18 protein-coding genes and 1 pseudogene are annotated in these 20,733 nt (G+C 40.2%); 7 read left to right on the top strand and 12 right to left on the bottom strand.

Annotation, left to right across the window (positions count from 1 at the left end):
* Positions 1-70 precede the first annotated feature (70 nt).
* Positions 71-1,237, top strand: a complete 1,167-nt coding sequence (locus tag L1068_RS17945) for a hypothetical protein (protein WP_237131318.1) — start codon at positions 71-73, stop codon at positions 1,235-1,237.
* Positions 1,238-1,428: 191 nt separating this feature from the next.
* Positions 1,429-2,103, top strand: a complete 675-nt coding sequence (locus tag L1068_RS17950; protein ID WP_038638906.1) for a TorF family putative porin — start codon at positions 1,429-1,431, stop codon at positions 2,101-2,103.
* A gap of 133 nt (positions 2,104-2,236) precedes the next feature.
* On the opposite strand, the gene L1068_RS17955 is transcribed toward L1068_RS17950, so the two are convergent.
* From L1068_RS17955 to L1068_RS17990, 8 genes are all read right to left on the bottom strand, one after another.
* Positions 2,237-3,115, bottom strand: coding sequence for an aldo/keto reductase (locus L1068_RS17955; RefSeq protein ID WP_237131319.1), 879 nt, complete (start codon positions 3,113-3,115; stop codon positions 2,237-2,239).
* Positions 3,116-3,227: 112 nt separating this feature from the next.
* Entirely contained in the window at positions 3,228-3,881 is a 654-nt protein-coding gene (locus L1068_RS17960) for a fumarylacetoacetate hydrolase family protein (RefSeq protein WP_237131320.1), read from the bottom strand.
* A 14-nt stretch (positions 3,882-3,895) separates the two neighbouring features.
* On the bottom strand, positions 3,896-5,035 hold the full coding sequence (locus tag L1068_RS17965; protein ID WP_237131321.1) for a tetratricopeptide repeat protein: 1,140 nt from the start codon (positions 5,033-5,035) through the stop codon (positions 3,896-3,898).
* 122 nt (positions 5,036-5,157) lie between these two features.
* Positions 5,158-8,742, bottom strand: coding sequence for a M1 family aminopeptidase (locus L1068_RS17970; protein ID WP_237131322.1), 3,585 nt, complete (start codon positions 8,740-8,742; stop codon positions 5,158-5,160).
* A 9-nt stretch (positions 8,743-8,751) separates the two neighbouring features.
* A complete protein-coding gene (locus tag L1068_RS17975; protein ID WP_237131323.1) occupies positions 8,752-9,627 on the bottom strand; it encodes an ABC transporter ATP-binding protein in 876 nt (291 codons plus the stop codon).
* 307 nt (positions 9,628-9,934) lie between these two features.
* Positions 9,935-11,500, bottom strand: coding sequence for an alkyl hydroperoxide reductase subunit F (ahpF, locus tag L1068_RS17980; RefSeq protein ID WP_237131330.1), 1,566 nt, complete (start codon positions 11,498-11,500; stop codon positions 9,935-9,937).
* Between the two features lie 85 nt (positions 11,501-11,585).
* A complete protein-coding gene (ahpC, locus tag L1068_RS17985) occupies positions 11,586-12,155 on the bottom strand; it encodes an alkyl hydroperoxide reductase subunit C (protein WP_038638889.1) in 570 nt (189 codons plus the stop codon).
* Between the two features lie 169 nt (positions 12,156-12,324).
* Positions 12,325-12,630 carry a hypothetical protein gene (locus L1068_RS17990; protein ID WP_237131324.1) on the bottom strand — a complete coding sequence of 102 codons (306 nt, stop codon included), beginning with the start codon at positions 12,628-12,630 and terminating at the stop codon, positions 12,325-12,327.
* Positions 12,631-12,807: 177 nt separating this feature from the next.
* Between L1068_RS17990 and L1068_RS17995 the strand changes: the two genes are divergently transcribed.
* Positions 12,808-13,485: a nitroreductase family protein gene (locus L1068_RS17995; RefSeq protein WP_237131325.1), complete on the top strand. Its 678-nt coding sequence runs from the start codon at positions 12,808-12,810 to the stop codon at positions 13,483-13,485.
* Positions 13,485-13,694, top strand: a complete 210-nt coding sequence (locus L1068_RS18000) for a DUF1653 domain-containing protein (RefSeq protein ID WP_010562249.1) — start codon at positions 13,485-13,487, stop codon at positions 13,692-13,694. Before L1068_RS17995 ends, L1068_RS18000 begins: the two co-directional genes overlap by 1 nt.
* 63 nt (positions 13,695-13,757) lie before the next feature.
* Here L1068_RS18000 and L1068_RS18005 read toward each other — a convergent pair whose 3' ends face one another.
* The 3 genes from L1068_RS18005 to L1068_RS18015 all read right to left on the bottom strand — a co-directional run bounded on the left by L1068_RS18005 (position 13,758) and on the right by L1068_RS18015 (position 15,925).
* Positions 13,758-13,961, bottom strand: a complete 204-nt coding sequence (locus L1068_RS18005; protein ID WP_010562248.1) for a zinc ribbon domain-containing protein — start codon at positions 13,959-13,961, stop codon at positions 13,758-13,760.
* Between the two features lie 15 nt (positions 13,962-13,976).
* Entirely contained in the window at positions 13,977-14,915 is a 939-nt protein-coding gene (locus tag L1068_RS18010; RefSeq protein WP_237131326.1) for an SPFH domain-containing protein, read from the bottom strand.
* Between the two features lie 140 nt (positions 14,916-15,055).
* Positions 15,056-15,925 carry an MBL fold metallo-hydrolase gene (locus L1068_RS18015; RefSeq protein ID WP_237131327.1) on the bottom strand — a complete coding sequence of 290 codons (870 nt, stop codon included), beginning with the start codon at positions 15,923-15,925 and terminating at the stop codon, positions 15,056-15,058.
* 104 nt (positions 15,926-16,029) lie between these two features.
* Between L1068_RS18015 and L1068_RS18020 the strand changes: the two genes are divergently transcribed.
* Together L1068_RS18020 and L1068_RS18025 are read left to right on the top strand one after the other, a co-directional pair.
* Positions 16,030-16,431: a BlaI/MecI/CopY family transcriptional regulator gene (locus L1068_RS18020; RefSeq protein WP_010562245.1), complete on the top strand. Its 402-nt coding sequence runs from the start codon at positions 16,030-16,032 to the stop codon at positions 16,429-16,431.
* Complete coding sequence (locus L1068_RS18025; RefSeq protein ID WP_237131328.1) at positions 16,424-17,623, top strand: TonB family protein; 1,200 nt, start codon at positions 16,424-16,426, stop codon at positions 17,621-17,623. The genes L1068_RS18020 and L1068_RS18025 overlap by 8 nt, the downstream gene beginning before the upstream one ends.
* 70 nt (positions 17,624-17,693) lie before the next feature.
* On the opposite strand, the gene L1068_RS18030 is transcribed toward L1068_RS18025, so the two are convergent.
* Entirely contained in the window at positions 17,694-19,988 is a 2,295-nt protein-coding gene (locus tag L1068_RS18030) for a penicillin acylase family protein (protein ID WP_237131329.1), read from the bottom strand.
* 298 nt (positions 19,989-20,286) lie between these two features.
* On the opposite strand from L1068_RS18030, the pseudogene L1068_RS18035 reads away from it, so the two are divergent.
* Positions 20,287-20,451: pseudogene (locus tag L1068_RS18035) on the top strand (chemotaxis protein); the annotation flags it as partial.
* Positions 20,452-20,733: the final 282 nt, after the last annotated feature.

The raw sequence follows: 20,733 nt of genomic DNA on the forward strand, positions 1-20,733 counted from the left end.
GATCCACAGCCCGCTTAGCGTAACGCTTTGAAGGACATTATTAATATTATATTGGGGTCACTTACTAATTATGAAAAAATTGCTTACGTCGCCATCGAAAATGCCACTTTCTGAAGTGGAAGCAAACATCTACCAAAACATTTTAAAACTTATTCCAGATGTTAGCCTTAACTTAATGGCCGTAAAAGTAAGTAACCATCCAGAAGACTTTGCCGGCTGGTGTTATGAATTAATTGATGTCGTAAGCAAACGCATTAATTTTGATTTGCTTGAACCAAACCAGCTGCCAATTTTAAAGAAAATTCAGCAACAGCTAGAGGCGGGTATTGGCATTAGCCAAATTAAAACGCTACGTATTGCGCCTTGGCCAGTTGTATTTGATTCAATTCAGCACAACAAAGAACGCATTGTGCTAGATGAGCAACTCGCACTGCTTAAGCATATTGAAAGCATTCGTGAAACCTCGCTGGTTGAGATGATTGAAGAAGATAAGCTGGCGTTCGCAGGCAAACATACTGCAAAACATGACCCCAGCATCTACCAGTTTGATGTTGAATGGCTAGCATCAACTAAAACCGCTAAAGCACTGCATAATGTAATCGCCACCAGCTGTACTGACTTAAATGAAGCGCTTAATCATATTCCACTTGAAGGCGATATCACGTTAGAAAACTACATGGACTTTGTGCGTGGTTATATTGCTGCGTTTGCAGCCGTTGATAATGAAAAAGCGACTCTTGCACCAGCCACACGTTTACTTGCAATGCGTCGACCTGACTTTTTCACCCCAGTAACAGCAGCAAGCCTTGATATTTTATGCCAAGCGTTTGGCCTTGTAAGATTAAACAACCAAGACTTTGACCGTTACTGGCATGACATAGTTATGGCGATTCATAAACAACCTTGGTTTATTGCTGCAACACCAGAGGCCGAAGAAGAACAGGCACTTTGGCAGTACAAGGCATTAGTACCGTGTTGGTTTGCTTATTACAGTGACGATGCCAAAGAAAATTCCAACTACTACAAAGCACTTCATAAACCGAAACGCGCAAGCTCAGAAAGATCGAGTGGCCGTAAACGCGGGAAAGAATCAGCTGAAGCATTGGTTGATCGTGCGTTGGCAGCAGAAGATATGCCACAACATATTAAGAATATGCGCGATTCTATTGTAAAAGAAGTTGCTGCTGGTCGAAGCGTTGATGAAACCATCACTTTGATGCGTACTATTTTCGGCTAATCACAAAACAAGGTGCGCAGTTTTTGTGCACCTTGTGATTTTCACGCACCGAGTTAGTGCATTATTTTCATATACTCATCTAGCCAAATTCATAATTCCCTACTAGTACTTTGATATTCTTGAACTTTTCAGTTTAGGCATAAACTTTGTTAATGGATGGTTAACTCAGCGCTACAATTTTAGGAATTATTATGAAAAAACAATTACTCACAACTCTCACTGCTACGAGTATCGCCTTTTTCTCAGCAGCAAGTTATGCAGAAGTAACCGCTAATGCTGCAGCTTCATCAAACTACTTATGGCGTGGTGTAACGCAAACCAGCGACAACGCTCAAGTATCGGGTGGTATCGATTACAGCCATGAATCAGGGTTTTATGCGGGCACATGGGCGTCAAATGTGGACTTTGGTGGTGATAAGCCAGGTTATGAACTTGATTTATACGCAGGCTTTGCTGGCGAAATGGGTGAGTTTGGTTACGACGTGGGCTATGTGTATTACGCATACCCTGATGCGGTTGACTCAATTGACTTTGGTGAACTTTATGGTGCGTTAAGCTGGAACTGGCTCGAAGGTAAAGTAAGTTATCTTAGCAATGCACAATCTGGTGCAACTTCAGAAGAAGATATGATTTACCTAGAGCTAAACGCAACTTTTGAAGTATTAAATGAAACCGAGCTTACATTCCACATTGGTAATTCGATGGGTGATACCGTTGCAGAGTGGTATGGCGAAGACGACAGCTATATTGACTACGGTGTGAGCATTGCAAAAGGCGGCTTCACTTTCGGTGTTGCGCAAACAGATTTAGATGCAGATGACGACTTAAAAGTTTATGTGGGCTTTGCCATGGACTTTGAACTCTAGCAATCAGTATTAATGCTTTAAACTAAAATTACTCCAACTTGCTACAACTAAGGGTGCCTTTCAGCACCTTTATTTCGTTTCGTAAGAGTATGCTGACTACTAACAATCAGCACACAATATTCAAAGCTAATTGTTATGGCACACTGTGACCTGTTGATGCTTGCCAAACGCAATACCATTGCTCACGACTCAAACGCACTTTACTTGCCGCAACTGCTGATTGAATACGCGCTAATTTTCCGGTACCTAAGATTACGCTCGGTTGACATGGTAACGTTAACAACCACGCATAAGCAGCTTGATCGACACTGACTAACCCGGTTTCTTCGGCAACACTGTGTAATGCAGTTCTCACTCGTTGTGCTTGCTCTGTCTCAGCGAATAATCCGCCACCAGCAAGAGGCGACCAGAGCATAGGTGATATTTGATGCTGTTGGCATAAGTTAAGCGTATCATCTTCGAGTGCCCCCATTTGTAACGGCGACATTTCAATTTGATTGGTTACTAACTTAAAGTCTAAACGCGACTGCAATAACTCAAACTGTGAAACCGTGAAATTAGATACACCGAAGTTAAGCACTTTACCTTGCGCTTTTAGCTCACAAAAGGCATCTGCAACTTCATCCGCATGCATTAAGTAATCAGGACGGTGGATTAATAACACATCAAGGCGATCGGTTTTGAAATTACGCAGTGATTGTTCTGCCGAGGCAATAATGTTTGCTTTGCTTGAGTCATAGTGTGCAGTTTTGCCAGCAAAGCTATTTTCAGGCCACGCGGGCTTAATACCACACTTAGTAATAATCTTAAGCTGATCTCTTAAATGAGGTGTTAATGCCTCACCGAAGAGTTTCTCACATTGGTATTGACCATAAATATCAGCATGGTCAACTGTATCTATACCAAGCGCGAGCAGTTGCTCAATGAATTGCGTTAGAGAAGATCCGCGTTGTTGCCACTCATCTAAACGCCAAAAGCCAGCCACAAACGACGGTAATTTAAATTCGTGCATATAATTCCCTTGATTTAGATACGCTTATTGTAAAGTGTGGCCAAACTTAGCGCATTGCTTCACATACGTTTTCAGGAAAAAATAATCTTTTTGCATGAAATAAAACCGCTTTCTAAGCGATTGTGCAATTTGCTAACGTTTCGCCATTAAGAGATACACTCAACGTATCTTGAATATTAAGCTTACCTACCCCTTCAGGTGTGCCCGTTAAAACAATATCGCCCGGCTGTAATGAGAAATACCTGACAATTTCAGAAAGTAGTTGTTCTATTTTAAATATCATCAAATTAGTATCACCAGATTGGCGAAGCTCATTATTAATCGAGAGCGAAAATTCACTGTGCGTTAAATCATTTTCTGCTAGCGGTACAAAGCGCGACACTAAACAGCTTTTGTCGTAGGCTTTTGCACGCTCCCACGGATGCCCTTTTGCTTTCAGTTTTGCTTGCTCATCGCGTAACGTAAGATCAAGCCCTACACCTAAACCGGCGACACAAGACTTATAGTCTGCAATATTGTCCTTATTGAGTGGTTTACCAATTAACAGCATCAACTCCGCTTCATAATGGTGCTCACCTAAGCTATGGTCTAACGCCACTTCCCCTGCCGCATTTACAATACTGCTTGTTGGTTTTAAAAAGAGTAACGGCTCAGTAGGTACCTCATTACCGAGTTCTGCTGCATGGGCAACATAATTGCGCCCCACACACACTGCTTTGCCAATAGGAAGCCCGATAGCCTCACCGTTATTCCATAAATACGTCATTTAAAATTACCTTTTTATAGTGTTTGCGCCAGTGCCTTAAGTTCAGCCAAATAGCTTGCTTGTCGCTTTTTATGCCAAGTGAGCATATTCGCGGCAAGACTCACCGCCTTTTCTTGCAACTCAATGGCTTTTGCCAATTTATTACTTTGCGCATAAGCCTTGGCTAAATGGTGATAAGCGTATGCATCTTGCGGATAAAGCGCTAATGCTTGGTTAAATACCTTTATCGCTTGCTCTGGCGATGTTTCTAACAAGTGAAATCCTAGTGCATTAATTGACGATTTTGGTGATACTTCAAAACCAAACTTTTCAGTTGATAGACGCTTATAATGCGCGACAATCGCATCTACACCTTGCTTAGCTATTTTTGATTCAGGTGCCAAGCCGTTATGAATCTCATCAAAGATCTGCTCTATGCTATACGCAGTAGATAACACCGGCAACGACATAAAATAATGTTCTTTATAATTTTGATATTGCCATTGTAATGATGCAGGCGCGTTTGCACTAATTTCTTCTTTTAATTGTGAATATCTATGCTGTTGATGATCTTCTTTTATGGTTTCGCCATGGGTAAACAGTAAATAACGTGGTTTATCATTTAGCTTGGCTATTTTCTTACCATAACCCTTTAAAATATTGACACGCTCTAGTGTGATTTCTGGGCTAATTACAATATGTGCATTAAACAAGTTTGGTTTATTCACTAAGCTTGAAAGCACCACCGAACCATTCACCCTAAAGCCACTAAAAATGCGAAAGCAGTTAGTACGGTATTGTTTATCAATTTCTGGCACTAATTGGGCTTCAAAAAAATCGAGTAAAGGCGTTGTTTTGCCTGTAGCATCAAATAACCGCCCTACCGGATTACCATATGCAGGCGTCACAATAATGGTTTCTAACCAAGGCCATTCACCATTATGACTCATCCAATCATGCATACCCGCTAAGTAACTTTTGGCATTAGGGTGAAAGTCAAACATCAGCACATAGCGTTTGTTTTGTTTTTGCGAATAGCTTTTTGGCAACTGCACATTAAATTCCAATGGTTGCTCAAACCGCTGGTCTACAATTGTCAGTACTACTTGTTCAGCTTTAAGGGATGTACTTAGAAATGAAAAGCCAAACATTAGATAACATATTAAAAAGCGCATAATTTCCCTTTATGTTCAAAGTAAAAGTTAATCAAAACTACGGGATAACGTTATTCAAGTAAACAAAAAAGCCTTATCAGCAAAACTGATAAGGCTTGGTAAGTACATATGAATTATAAGTATTAAAGCTTCTTAATATTATCCCCGCTATCGCGGTCAATAAGCTTCACAAATGGGTCAACACCGGCGAACTTAGGTAACTCTTTTACTTTCAGTTCGATAATATTTTCACCTGATTTGATATTGTGCTTTTGTAAGTAAAGTACGGTGTTATCCGCTGATAAATCCTCAGGGTCTGCGCTGAATAAACCAATATCGACTTTATCGCTAAACTCTACTTCGGTTTCTTTACCTTTGCTGTCAGCGCGGTTAAGTTTGGCATCAATGGTTAGCGTTACTGTGTATAAGCCATTTTCATCTTGCTGTTCAGCAACTGCAACTTCCGTAGTTTTTAAATCGTACAAGCTAATGTGCTCAAACAAGTTACTTACAAACTGCTTTTCGCTGTCAGTTGCGTCTTGTGAAATGTATGCCATTAAATCAAGCGTTGTTGGGTAAGGCGTACTCTGATACTTAAACTCTGCTAAGAAATCTTTCAAAGCTTTGTTTAAACGCTCTTCGCCTAGACGGTCTTTTAACGACATCATTACCACAGAGCCTTTACGATAGTGAATGTACTGCTGGTTTTCACTGCGCATAAATGGCATTTCTTCCAGTGCTTCGGTAGTACGGCCACGTAAGTAGCGGTCTAGCTCGTATTTTAAGAACTTACGGATTTTCTCAGGACCATATTTCTTTTCCATTACCATTAACGCGCTGTATTGCGATAATGCTTCAGAGATAATTGCGCTACCTTGTACATTGGCCGCACCCACTTGGTGCCCCCACCATTGGTGAGCCACTTCGTGTGCTGTGACATAGTAAACAGGGTCAATGTTTTCAGGATCACGTAAGTCAGTAATAAAACCAATTTCTTCTGAATACGGCACTGTATTGGCAAAGCTCTGTGCAAATGAGCGGTAACCTGGGAACTCAATAATGCGCATTTGTTTATGCTGGTAAGGGCCAAACGCTTCGGTGAAGTAATCAATCGAGTCTTTCACCGATTCAATCATACGATCCACATTCATATCATGGGATTTATGGTAGTAGATCTCGATATCAATCCCGTTATAGTTTTCCTTTTTCGCCTCTAAACGCGCAGACATAATTGAGTAGAAGTTCACCATAGGCGCATCCATTTGGTAATGGAAAATACGGCGGCCATTCTCTACTCGTTCTTCAGTTAAATAACCCGGTGCAATTGCAAACTGATCTTCCGACGTTGAAATAGTCGCCTCGAAATCGATAAAGCCTGTACCTTTACCAAAGAAGCTTTCATTGTAGTAACGGTCGTCTTCTAATTTATTGGCACGCTCTAATGGCTCTAAACCATGTTTGCGACGTTTATGGCGGTCAACGATTTGGTAGCCTTCGTAGTAACCGAAGTGAGGTAATAAATCACCGTTGTTAATAAAGGTACCATTATTCAATAACGTAAAGTCCTCATTGCCTGCTCTAAAGCCTTTATGTTCACGCACTACACTTAACTTACCGCTGCGCGTTTCACCTGGCTGAAGTGGTTTATCAAAAGTAAACCATGCAAGGCTGTAGGTTTTATCTAATTCACCTAATGTGCCACCAGCTAACTCTACTGAGTACTGTTCGGTATATCGCGGTTTATGCACCATAAACTTCTCAATAGCCATATCGCCCACATTAGTAAATTCAATATTGGCGGTCGCTTCGATTTTGCGTTCAGATGGGAAAATATCAGCGTTGATATTTACCTTAGTAATTACCGGAATATTGTCTTCTTTGTGCTGAACATAGGTTTTTTCGTAATTAGCTTGTTCAAGCTCAAAATCATCCTGCTCTTGATACACATGCAATACGCGGGTGTTCTGATAAATATAACTACCACTTGCAATAAAAATAATTAAACCAGCTGCAACAGTCGCTTTACCATAAGTACCTAAATAGTATGGCACCAGCTTGATACGCGCTTTTAATGGTTGCTCAGGGCCACGATGCCAAAGTGCATAGCTCAATGCACCTAAAACTAAACTTGCACCTAACCAATACAACATAAACCAGTTATGTGCCGTTAAGAAGTGACCATATTGGTTAATGTCTGAATAAGGCACACTTGGTGCTTCAGCAAATTGCCACATTGGGTGACTAAAGCCAAAATTAGAAAGTACCAATGTTCCAATGATGTACACCATAAACAAAAGCATACCAACATATTTGTTAGGGCTAATTACTTGAAGGAAGAATGCCATCACCACTGTCATCATCAATGGCACAAGGTTGATATAACCTAAGCGGAAAGCATACTGAGACAACTCAAAGTTGGTGTAACCTTTAAGTGCTTGGTTAGCGACTGTAACAAACGTACCAAAGCTATAAAGCAGTACAAAAACAAGTGCTATTGCAATGAACTTAGATAACCAAAAGGTAATGTTGTTTACAGGCATACTATCAATAATATCGCCCATACCTGAGTTTCGTTCGCGCCAAACAACTTCTGCACTGTAGTAAGCTAATATCACCAGCATTAATAAACCGGTAGAGCCAGCCACTAATTGCACCATAGTTTGAGTAAGTGGCCAATTAGGCGTGCCAAACATGCCTTGTGGGTCGAACAGAGGCGCCATTAACATAAAGCAGGTAATTAGACCTAAAATCAAAAATGGCGCGCTGAATATCACTTGTTTCACTTCAAATAGCGTACGTGTTTTAAGGTGAGCAAGCGTATTAATACGCGGGCTATTTTTAATGTTAATACGGTTTTCAAGTGCTGCTGTGTAACTGTCATTTACAGCTGATTTTTCAGCTTTTTTTGCTTTTACTTTAGTTAATGTTAAACCGCGTTTAAAGCCGCCAAACAATGCCAAAATAGCAATCGCTGCCACCAGCCAAATTGCACGATTTTGCAGTAGTACACCGCTTAACTCAATTGCAGAATTATTCTTCTCATGCATTGTCCAGTAACGGGTTACTTCAGCAAAAGCACTGTAACCAAACGGGTCAATTAATGCAGCTAGTTCGCGATATGCAGGCTCACCGGCAAATTGCACTGCCACGTTATAACCAATAAAGAGTGCTACAGCACTTAAATACACACCCATCATTGAGCGGAAGCGAATCGCGATTGCGTAAAAAATACAGGCGAGCACTAATAATGTAGGTACTGATAAGTAGAAGAATGCCGTGAAGTAATGGCTTAATACCGTTGGCCCTAGTCGCTCAACATCAACCCATCCAGCAGCAGCACCGAGTGTGGTACCTAGAAAGATACCCAGCGGTACAAACGCAAATACAGTTAATACCACAGCAAATGAGCCGAAAAAGCGCCCTAGTTGATAACTAACAGGGTTTATTGGCTTGGAATATAAAATCTCCGCCATTTTAGAACTTTCATTACGGGTTGCCGTACTTGCAACAAAGTTCACCACCAAAAAGATGGCAAAAAAGCCCAATATTAGCAGTGTTTGTGCAATAGAGAATGGGCCGTTATAAACCACATTACCGCCACCGCCAATTTGCACATTTTCAGATACAGTCGCAAAAAACGTCAGCAGAAAGAAAATACTGCTCGTAACAATAAACGAAGGTTGTCGAGTAAAGTAGCGCCACTCGAAGGCGAGCATTTTTAAAAACATAACGCCTCCTTACGCCGCACTTCGGTGTTGTAGTAGCGTTGAGAAATAAACATCTTCTAAGTTAGCTGGCGCTGCATCAAAGCCTTCTGGTTGGTTTTCAGCCATTACGTGCACAATGGTTTTACCTGCAAATAAGCGCTTAGAAATAAGTGGCATAGACGATTCAATTTCTTGTGCTTCATCAAGCGATACCGATTTTTTCCAAATCTGACCGTTTAGCTGATCGGTAAGCGCTATAGGGTTCCCTTCTAGTAAAATTTGACCCGATGCTAACACTGCCATATTCGGGCAAAGCTCAGATACATCCTCAACTATGTGAGTTGATAAAATAATGGCTTTTTCTTCACCTAGGCTTACTAATAAGTTGTGAAAACGGTTTCGCTCTTCAGGGTCAAGACCCGCTGTTGGCTCATCCACAATAATTAAATCAGGATCGCCTAACAATGCTTGTGCAATACCAAAGCGCTGGCGCATACCACCAGAAAAACCGCTTACCGCTTTTTTGCGATGCTGAAATAAATTAGTGTGTGCCAGTAAACCCTCAACAGCTTCCTTACGTTCACCTTTACTTTCTAGGCCTTTTAAAATCGCCATATGGTCAAGTAATTCATACGCGCTAATACGCGGATACACACCAAAATCTTGTGGTAGATAACCTAGGCGTTTACGTAAACTTTGCGGATCATTGAATACATCAATACCATCAAAGGTAATTTGACCAGCATCTGCCGTTTGAAGTGTAGCGATGGTGCGCATGAGTGATGATTTACCTGCACCATTTGGTCCTAATAAACCAAACATGCCTTTTGGCACTTCGAGATTTACATTATTCAGTGCTTTTACACCGTTGTCGTACGTTTTTGATAACCCTGTTATTGATAACATTTGCGTTCTCTTTTTTGTTTATTGCCAATATTTCATCGGTCAGTCTAAGGAAAGTGAACGCAATATAACCATGTAAAAATGATTAAAGGTTAAATTCGGTGATTAACGGTTTATTAACAAAACACCGCCATTCAAACTAATTAGCGTCGGTACGCTTAATAACGATCGTATTGTGTAAAGGGAAAAACTTATGCAATTTACAGTTACAGTGCAGCCCATAGTGATAGTGATTAACAAAAAAGCCGCCAATCTAAATGATCAGCGGCTTTGCACATAATAGTGGGCGTATTATGTATAAGGGATAAACCTATGCAACTTGCTGTGTGCCATCAGCATGGCGAATTAAATAATCAAATGCGCCTAAACTTGCTGTTGCACCACTGCCCATTGCAATAATAATTTGTTTAAATGGTGTGGTTGTCGCATCACCAGCAGCATATACACCTGGCATTGATGTAGCGCCTTTGTCATCAATAACAATCTCGCCAAAAGGAGTTAATTCGATACTGCCTTTTAAAAACTCAGTATTTGGAATTAAGCCTATTTGCACAAAAATACCGGCAAGGGAAAGGCTATTCGCGTCACCAGAGACACGATCAGTATAATTTAGGCCAGTTACTCGTGTACCGTCACCGATAACTTCAGTGGTTTGTGCACTTTTAATAATTTCAATATTACCTAGGCTGTTGGCCTTTTTGATCAACACTTCATCCGCACGTAACGTATCAGCAAACTCCAATACGGTAACATGCTCAACAATATTAGCTAAATCGATCGCGGCCTCGATGCCTGAGTTACCACCACCAATCACTGCCACTTTTTTGCCTTTAAATAACGGACCATCACAGTGCGGGCAGTAAGCAACACCTTTACCACGATATTCTTGTTCGCCCGGTACATTCATTTCACGCCAGCGTGCTCCTGTTGACAAAATCACACTTTTACTCGACAGTGTTGCACCGCTTTCCAGTGCGACTTCTACGTTGCCAGACTTACCTAAGGTAACGGCTTTTTGTTGCGTAATAATATCAACATCATAGTCTTTAACATGCTCTTCAAGCTGTGCCACCAGCTTAGGCCCTTCTGTTTTTTGCACCGAAATAAAGTTTTCAATGCCAACAGTATCTGCCACTTGGCCACCAAAGCGCTCAGCCACAATACCCGTTTTTAAACCTTTACGCGCCGCGTAAATTGCTGCTGAAGCACCTGCAGGCCCGCCACCGACTACAAGTACATCAAATTCATCTTTTTGTGACAGTAGCTCGGCTGTTTTTTCTGCTGCGCCATCATCTAGCTTATTGATAATGTCACTGAGTGTAAGTGCACCTTGGCTAAATAGCTCACCATTTAAATACACGCTTGGTACGGCCAAAATGTTGCGCTCAGACACTTCACCTTGGAACAGTGCACCATCGATCATTGTAACCGTAACATTCGAATTTAAAGCCGCAATTGTATTAAGCGCTTGCACGACTCCTGGGCATGTTTGGCAACTCAGTGAAATATACACTTCGAAATTAAGTGTACTTTGCAAACCCTTAATTTGTTCAACTTCCAGCTCACTTGCTTTTGTAGCAACGCCCCCTGTATGCAACAGTGCCAAAATTAAGCTTGTAAATTCGTGGCCCATTGGCACACCTGCAAAATTAATTTCGGTGCCTCTTTTCGGTGAACGAATTGAAAGCATTGGTTTGCGTACAATTGAATCGTCTTCACGAATTAAAAAGTGCTCACTTAACCCTAAAAGATCATGTGCTAAGGCTTTTACTTCCTGTGATTTATCACTGTCATCTAAGGCAATGACCAGCTCTACAGGGTCGACAATACTGCTAAAATGGCTCTGTAATTGTGTTTTGAGATTGTTATCTAAAATACTGTTCATGATGATCATTCCTTAAATGACATTAATCGGTAAACCAAATTGCTGCCTGCTCTAACAGGCAGCAAGGTAAGAGGTGTTAGATTTTGCCAACTAGGTCTAATGAAGGAGCAAGTGTTTCATCACCTGGCTGCCATTTGGCAGGACACACTTCACCGTCATGTGATGCGACATACTGTGCTGCTTGGATTTTACGAACAAGTTCGCCAGCATCACGGCCAATACCTAAATCGTGAGTTTCAATCACTTTAATCTCACCTTCAGGGTTAATAACAAATGTGCCGCGTAGTGCTAAGCCGTCTTCTTCAATCATTACACCGAAGTTGCGTGTAATACGGCCAGTTGGGTCACCGATCATTGGGAACTGGATTTTCTTAATTGTGTCTGACGTATCGTGCCACGCTTTATGTGTAAAGTGTGTGTCAGTTGATACTGAGTACACTTCAACACCCATTTCTTGTAACTTGCTGTAGTGATCCGCTAAGTCGCCAAGTTCGGTTGGGCAAACAAAGGTAAAGTCGGCTGGGTAGAAGAATACAACAGCCCATTTGCCTAAAACGTCTTTTTCAGAAACTTCAACAAACTCACCATTGTGGTATGCCATTGCGTTGAAAGGTTGGATAGTTGTATTGATTAACGATGTGCTCATAATATTTCTCTCTCTATAATGTAATTAGTCATCGAAAAAATTAATTAATGCTTTCCGATTGGCTTGATATATAGATTAAGAAATTCAGTTAAAAAGATAAAACAGATTAATTTGATTACTGTAATCGATTTTTAAGAACATCATAAAGTGATCGATTTTAATCTGCTAATTAATGACTTTCACTAGCATCATCACACTTAATTTTTTGCTCGCCATAAAAGTAGATATTATTTACTAACGTATAAGAACCCGATAACAAACCAGATACCGGAATGATTATGGGAGACAGTACAAACCCAGACACGCTGTAAAAAGTATTAGTTGCTTTCGCAACATCAACCACTTTTAGTGCTTTCTTGTCACTAGAAAGCTCACAGCGCAATTTTGCAACACGGGTTGCTTCTTTATCTGTAACAGGAAACACCACACAAGCAGAAAGCAAACAAAGTATTATTAAAAGCAGCATCGTTCTCATAGTCGTTTCCATGATTTATAAGATTTTTTACTATAGCGAATGTAAGCTAATGTGACTGTAAGTATCTGTAAAAACAAATTGATGGTTAACTATTTTTCACATTGACCACCAATAACACTTAAAATATTTGCACCTAAGTGATACCAAGGATATAACAAAAATAAAAAGGGAAAAATTATGCAAGATCATCAATCAGTACCACTCACAGACTTTATCGAATACCCTCAAGAAGAGATGTTACATCGGGCACAAACCTTTTTAGATACCAGTAAACGTCGCCATTCTATTCGTTCGTTTTCTGATAAACCTGTACCAAAAGAAATAATTGAAACCTGTATAAAAGTTGCCGCAACCGCACCAAGTGGTGCAAATCATCAACCATGGCATTTTGTAGCCATCAATAGCATGGATGTTAAAAAGAAAATAAGAGAAGCTGCCGAAGATTTAGAACGTTCGTTCTATCAAGGGCGTGCGGGTGAAGAATGGCTCGATGCACTAAAACCTCTTGGCACTGACGACCAAAAACCTTATTTAGAACATGCTCCTTGGCTAATTGCCATATTTAGCCAGAAGAAAGGCGGTATTCATGCTGAAGATAAGAACACCAATTACTATGTGCATGAAAGTGTGGGTATTGCCACTGGGTTTCTAATTCAGGCTTTGCACCATAGCGGTTTAGTTACACTCACCCATACCCCAAAACCCATGAGTTTTTTAACCGATATTTGTGGCAGAAATAAAGATAATGAGCGACCCTATATGCTAATTATTGCAGGGTACCCAGCCGAAAACGCAACTGTTCCTGAGCATGCGCTAGTTAAAAAAGACATTACTGAGGTTTCAAGCTTTTTATAATGAAAATACAACCAGGAAAATATCAGCACTTTAAAGGTAACTTTTACCAAGTCATTGACACTGTTACTCATAGCGAAACACAAGAAACGCTTGTATTGTATAAACCACTCTATGGCGAGCAAGCGTTATGGGTAAGACCAATTGAAATGTTTGTAGAAGAAATAGAACGCGACGGAAAAGTGTTTAAACGTTTTACCTTGGTAGAATAAGAGCTGTAATGCCATAAAAACAAAACAAAAAACGCTGCAATTGCAGCGTTTTTTTATTTAAAACTAGTTAGTGAATAAATCAAAAATATTGCCTAAGGTACTTGTCTTTCCTCGGTAAAACTCAGTGTAAGTACAGTTTTTACATACTACCGCGGTAAACTTCCTATTTTGCATATCAAAGATTTTTGACCAGCCACTACCCGTTGTAGCTATTTCATCTGTGTCATAGCTTTCGCACTGACACTTAGGGCAAGACCAATTCGCCATACACCCTCCTATTTATTATTTCTTTTTACCATCCATTGACCATAAAATGCTTTGATCTGCACCCATTACGGTTGTTGGCATTTGACCGTTCCACTGCTGTGCACGCATATAATCAACAAGTGTCGCATTTGCTTTAATTGCTTCAGCTTTCTTTTGAATAGCTTGCGCTTCTGCAAGACCTTTAAGCTTTATTGCCTCAGCTTGTGCTTCTGCTTCTACGCGAATCGAATATGCTTGACCATCGGCTTTTGCTTTTGCCGCATCACGTTGCGCCATTGCCGTATTTACTTCACGCTGAGCTTCAAGCTTTTGGCGCTCTAAACGGTGCATTTCTGCTGCCGCTAGGTTTTTCTCAGTCTGTTTAGTTTCAATTGATTGAATATACTTTTGTGGTAACACTAAATTCTCTAACTGAGCCGAGTCTAGTTTTACTGGATATTCTTTCATTTCTTCAACTAAAAGCTCTTCAATCTGTGCAATTACCTGCGAACGGTTCTGAATTAGCTCTTCTGCTTTATATCGAGCTAGTGCATCTTTTGTCGCAGAACGCAGCTTTGGATCGAGAATTCGACTCTCAAACTGACTTAAACCACCGTAACTTTTGAATAGATCAAATGCTTGTTCGCGCATTACCGTCCAGTTGATTGATACTTCAGCTGTTACTGGCATTTGCTCGTGTGTTGATGCATTTAATTTTTCAACATTTTTGCGAGTACGGATCTCCAGTACTTCAACATCATCAACAAACGGTATTTTAGTGTGTAGACCTGGGTTTACTTGTTCTTTTGCTTCACCAAAACGTTTGATAATACCAACGTGACCTTCATCAACCGTGTACATCGCTGAATAAATCAGTGATAAACCGACAACACCAACAATCGCACCTACGATTGGTCCTTTTTTCTTTGGTACCGCCATTGTTAAATCTGGTAAATCATTTTTATCATTCAACATACTTGTTACTCCAATGTATTAAGTGACACAAACAGTAACAAATAATTACCTTAATTGGGCAAATAAATGATTTTAGGTCTAACGCCATGCCAAACGGAGTTAGACACTTTTAAAAGGTAAATAAATCAATTTAACTAAATTTAATCGCTTTTAGCTTCATTTTTCAGGCTCGAATAAAATAGCTTTGTAACGCGTTCTTCGGGCAACCAATTGGAATAAGTGAGATTTAAACTAGCAAGTGGTTTGAGTGCCAAAACTTGCTCTAGACTTTTGCTATCCGCCATAGCACTTAGCATTAGCTGTTTAGCATTTTTTAACAGCGCTAAGTAAGACTGCAAACCTTGCTTAGAGGTTACCGGACCATGGCCGGGAATAATTTTAGTATTATCATTCACTTTTGAAAGCACATCAGTTACCGCATTGATAACACCGTCTAACGAGCCCCCACTATCTACATCAACAAACGGTAGACTTTTTAAATTAAAGAAGATATCCCCCATGTGTACTGCGTTGGCTTTGTCATAGAAAATAACCGCATCGCCATCGGTATGTGCATTGTGATAATGCCATAGCTGCGCGTGTTCGTTGTTAAAGTGCAGTGTCATATCTTTACCAAAGCTAATCACGGGTAAGTATTTTGAGCCTTCACCATGTTTGTCTTTTAAGCGCTGGTATACATTGTGATGCGCAATTACATGGCTTCCCGCATTAGCAAAATTCTCATTACCGCCAGTATGATCGCCGTGATGGTGAGTATTAATAACGAACTCTGGCGCTCCATCTTGTAACTTTTTAATTTGCGCCTTAATATCATCGCTTAATTTAGCAAACTGATCGTCTACAATATAAATACCATCCTGCCCGCTACTAATTGCAATATTGCCACCTTGCCCGTATAACACATGTAAATTATCTGACAGCTTTTCAAGCTTAAACTCTACGTTTGAGGCAACAACTGGCAAGCTTAGACAACCCAGTGACAGCAGCAGTGGTAACGTTAATTTATTCATAACAAGGCCTTTTTGTTTTTATGCTACCACGAGTTTTAGCAACTTATGGTTTAAAAAAACAGCAAAAATAATTCTTGACGAAATTGATTACAACTGTAATTCTTATGTTAGTTTTAATTACACGCGTAATCTTTATGGATATTAGTAATTCTGAATTTGAAGTGCTGCAAGCATTATGGCGAGTTCACCCAGCCGACGCGCAAACGGTTGTTGATGAACTAAATAAAGAAAAAGACTGGCACGAAAAAACGGTCAAAACCCTGCTTGGCAGAATGGTAAAAAAAGGTGCAATTAGTTTTGAAAAAAATGGTCGCAGCTATATTTATTCTCCGGTGTTGGAAATTGAAGCATATCAAGTACAAGAAAGTGAAAGCCTGATTGAGCGTTTATTCAATGGCCGCATTGCGCCATTGGTTACAGGCTTTGCCAAAAATAAAAACTTAAGTAAGCAAGATATCGATGAGCTAAAGCATTTAATCGATAAATGGGAAAAGAATAATGATTGATTGGCTAATAGAGCAGCTTTGGCCGTTAAGCTTAGCCATTGTCTGCGTATTGCTGTGTAGTAAGTTACTCCACAGTTTTTTAAGCGCTAAGTTTCAATATACCTTGTGGCTATTAGTTCCACTTGTGCTCATCTTAAATAACTTACCTATTTCTAATAGTTTATCGTTAGAAACTGAGTTGCATCACTATGTAGTGTCAGTAAAAGCGCAATCTAAATCATTAGATATTTATGGCTTTGTTAGTATGATTTGGCTACTTGGGTTTAGCTTAATGGCTTTTCTTGTCATCTACGAACACGTTTCAATTGGTAAGAAGTTTAATAAAAATAAGCAGTTTAGCCATAAAATAAACAGCCATTTACCAGTTTACTATAGCGATTCTGTGAATAGTCCTGTGCTTTTTGGCTTATTCAAACAGCGCCTTTTTATCCCCCGTGACTTTCATGCAAGCTACGATACCGAGCAAGCAAAGCTCATATATCAACATGAATGGGTTCACTACACGCGCCAAGACAACTGGAGCAATGCATTTGCCATCGCATTACTACTTATATTTTGGTTTAACCCTCTTTGCTGGATCAGTTATAGCCAATACAGAAAACAACAAGAAGTTGCCTGTGATGCTGCGGTATTAGCTCACGCAAACAGAACACAGCGAATAGCATATTGTCGCGCTTTAATTGCATGTGTTTCTGACAACCATAACTCGCTTTCTAGTTACAGTTACTACATGGAGAAAAGTACGATGAAACAACGTTTAAACACAATTCAAAAAATGCCAAAAGGCAATGTTATTGTAAATGTATTACTTAGCTTAGTACTATTTGCAGGACTCACTAGTGTAGCCTTTGCTAAATACGGCGAAGGCACTAAAGAATACAGCAAAGAAGAAGCACAACCTATTGTACGCATTGAACCTGTATATCCTAAACAGGCCGCAGATCAGGGGATTGAAGGCTCGATTGTATTAGGTTTTACGGTGACCAATAACGGTGAGACTGACAATGTAACGGTTATCTCAGCAGAGCCACAGGGCGTGTTTGACAGAGAAGCCAAAAAAGCATTGAGAAAGTGGCGTTATAAGCCTACCGGTAACACTAACAAACAATACCTAGTTCAGTTAGATTTCGCATTGACGGAAGAATACAAATCGAAAGATTTACTTGAGCGCATTAAAGTGACATCACATTAATTCCCAAGAACTATTGCTTTGTAGCAGAAGCGATTGTTAAAAGGGCATCATATGATGCCCTTTTTTACGTTCACCTTTTCTCAAAGTCGATGCGGTGCACTATTTCACCTGGTAACAAAGGCGTATTCTTTTGTTCAACATAGTCATTGTAACCTGCCCGATAATAAGGTGATAAAGGATGGCCGCTTTGGCCACCAGGCAGAGTTAAAATCGCTTCTTGCTCTAACCCTGGTTGCACAAATAAGCGCTGTGATGCGCCAAAACTAGTCCCTTGTACAGCTGGCATAAAACTGTCGCCAAATGCTGGTGTTTTAGGCATATCAAGCAACTTACTTAACAGTGGGATCTGTTCACTAAACGGGTGCTGTATATTAAGTTCGTTTACAGCTCCCCATGTTAATTGAGTTAAAGATCCGCTGTCGCTTCCAGTATGCTTATTGAGCAAATCGCTTTTCATATTGATATATGTCGTGCTTAATAATTCTGGCCATGAAGCTACACTTGGCGGCAACCATTGATCGGTAAAACTATTTATTAATTGCCATGCTGCAGGTTCGAGATCGTTCTTAATTGGTGCTAATGTTAGCCCTTCTGCTCTTAATTGCGTTTCAATTGGAGAGAACAGTTTATTTATCAATGCCGAACGATACCGCCTAACCAAAGTGTAGCCTACAGAATCTGCACATGCACATTCACCCCAATTTTCAACTAACTTGATATCTTGTGCATACTTTTCAGGCGATAAGTTGAGCACCTTAAGCAATAGCGCTTGCCATGGTTTTAAAAATATCGCTTGGTTATCAAGTTGAATTTGATAAAAGTCGTGTTCACTAAATTGTTCCTTTTCGAATAAACGCTGCTGTATTTGTTTAGCACGAGCGCCTAAAGCGTACCCTCCGTTGCCAAAGCGTTTGTCCTGTTCAACACTCACTACTCTGCTATTTCCACTCCATAAACGATTATTCTCTGGATTTACCATGAATGGAACATCTGCTGCATCGTATTGCCAATTGGTATCAAATACTTCAGGCTTAATTGCTATTTCAGTCGGCGTTGTGCGTGCAGGAATAGCACCGGTTGCTTGCCATGCTGCATTACCCTGGCTATCGGTGACTAACATGTTCTGTACAGGTATACCGATCGTTTTTGCAATCGATAATGCCTCTTCAACATTGGTTGTACGCTCTAAGTTCATTAACTCCATGTCGACTGCGTAATCTTGATGAGCAACCCATTTCAGCGCATATTTCTTGCCAGCTATATGTTTTACCGGACCAAACTCACTTTTCTCAAGTGAATACATATAATCTTTATCTGGCGTGACGATACGCTCATGAATTGTCTTCGTCTCTTGTGTTTCATCCAATGAAACCCAATCAGCGGTATCGATATATGCATTTGTAAAACCCCAAGCGACATGGCCATTAGTCCCAACAACAACAGCTGGAGCTCCAGGTAAGCTAACCCCTGTTATTTGATAGCTCTTATCATTTTCAATGTAGTTAAGCTGGGTGCGATACCAAATAATCGGCACGGCTAACCCTAAATGCATGTCATCTGCTAATAATGCATTGCCAGATTCAGTTAACCTACCAGTAACAGCCCAGTTATTACTGCCCATGTCTTTAGGTTCATGAATTTCATGAGTAACGTTAGTAAAGAGTGATTTATTTATCGATGGAATTACCTGCTCAACCAATTCAAGCTCTGAGCCATCAAGCGCAGCTTGATATTGACTTGGTTGGGTTAAGAAGCTAACCATTTCGCTACCAAACTGCTCAGCAATATATGTAAGTGTTAAGTCGCGATTAAAGGTTTTTGACTGTAAGTCAATGTACATACTGAAAATTACAAGCAAACTGTCTTCAGGTAGCCATGGTTTGCGGCTTGCACCTGTGAGTAAGTATTCAAAGCTTGAGTAAGGTGTATGGCTTTGCGCTAAATTAACACCTTGCGCATAACGTTTAAGAATTTCCGTATGCTCTGGTGGTAGACTTTTAAGAACTTTTTTACTTCGCTTTCTAAATTGATGAAAACGCATTTTTTTATCCAAGCCTACCGCTGCTTTGCCAAATAATTCCGAAAGTTCACCAGCAGCGTTGCGACGCAGTAAGTCCATTTGAAAGAAGCGATCTTGTCCATGCGCATAGCCTAATGTAAACGCAGCATCTTTTCGTGATTTAGCATTGACCACAGCGTGGCCCATAGCGTCACGCTCTAGAGAAGTGTTACTTGATATATCAAAAACCTGCGTTTTACCAGATAGCTCCGGTAAGCTCAAAGTGAGTATGCCATAAACAGTTGCAGTGGCGACTAATGCACCAATAATGAAGAATAATGAAAGCCATTTTATTATTTTTGTCATTTGCTTCCCTTTTTTAGCAGGACTTATTTAATGTAACTAGGCAGTCAATTTTATAATCACATAGTTCTATGTTGTCCAGTTTAACACTCAACAATTAGTTAGCCAGCTTAAATCAGATTAAAAAAACAGCAAAATAACTATACAAAATACAGAAAATATTACTATACTGTTTAGCGTATACTGATTTTCATCTTTCCATTGTCTGATCTGCAAAAAGCTGGTTTTCTCCTCCAGCTTTTTTCTTGCCCAAAGAATAATAAACGTTAAGCCTTAAAGGCCTGCACCTCTAACGATTAATAAAGACGATATTAAACCACTAGAACAATTAACTTCGATTGGTTTTGATATCGACCCACAAACCCGCTATATGATGAAAGGTCTGATAAAGATGAATAATAAGCACAGCATTATTATCGACCCAACAGTGATTTTTTCACCGCAAGAAGAAGTCGAAATAGCTTAAGATTCAGGATTCAGGATTCAGGATTCAGGATTCAGGATTCAGGATTCAGGATTCAGGATTCAGGATTCAGGATTCAGGATTCAGGATTCAGGATTCAGGATTCAGGATTCAGCAATATTCTGAACTCTGGGTTCTTAATTCTAAAGTCTTTTAATGCCTAAAACGCAAAAAGCCCGCTCAATGAGCGGGCTTTTCACTTAATTAGGAGCTTGAAGATGTTCAAGTGCCCACAGCGGTGAAGATGCACATGGGCGTTCGCCCTATCTTTTTGATAGTTCAAAT

Source organism: Pseudoalteromonas sp. MMG024, assembly GCF_021654175.1.
In the GTDB taxonomy this organism is placed as follows: Bacteria; Pseudomonadota; Gammaproteobacteria; order Enterobacterales; family Alteromonadaceae; genus Pseudoalteromonas.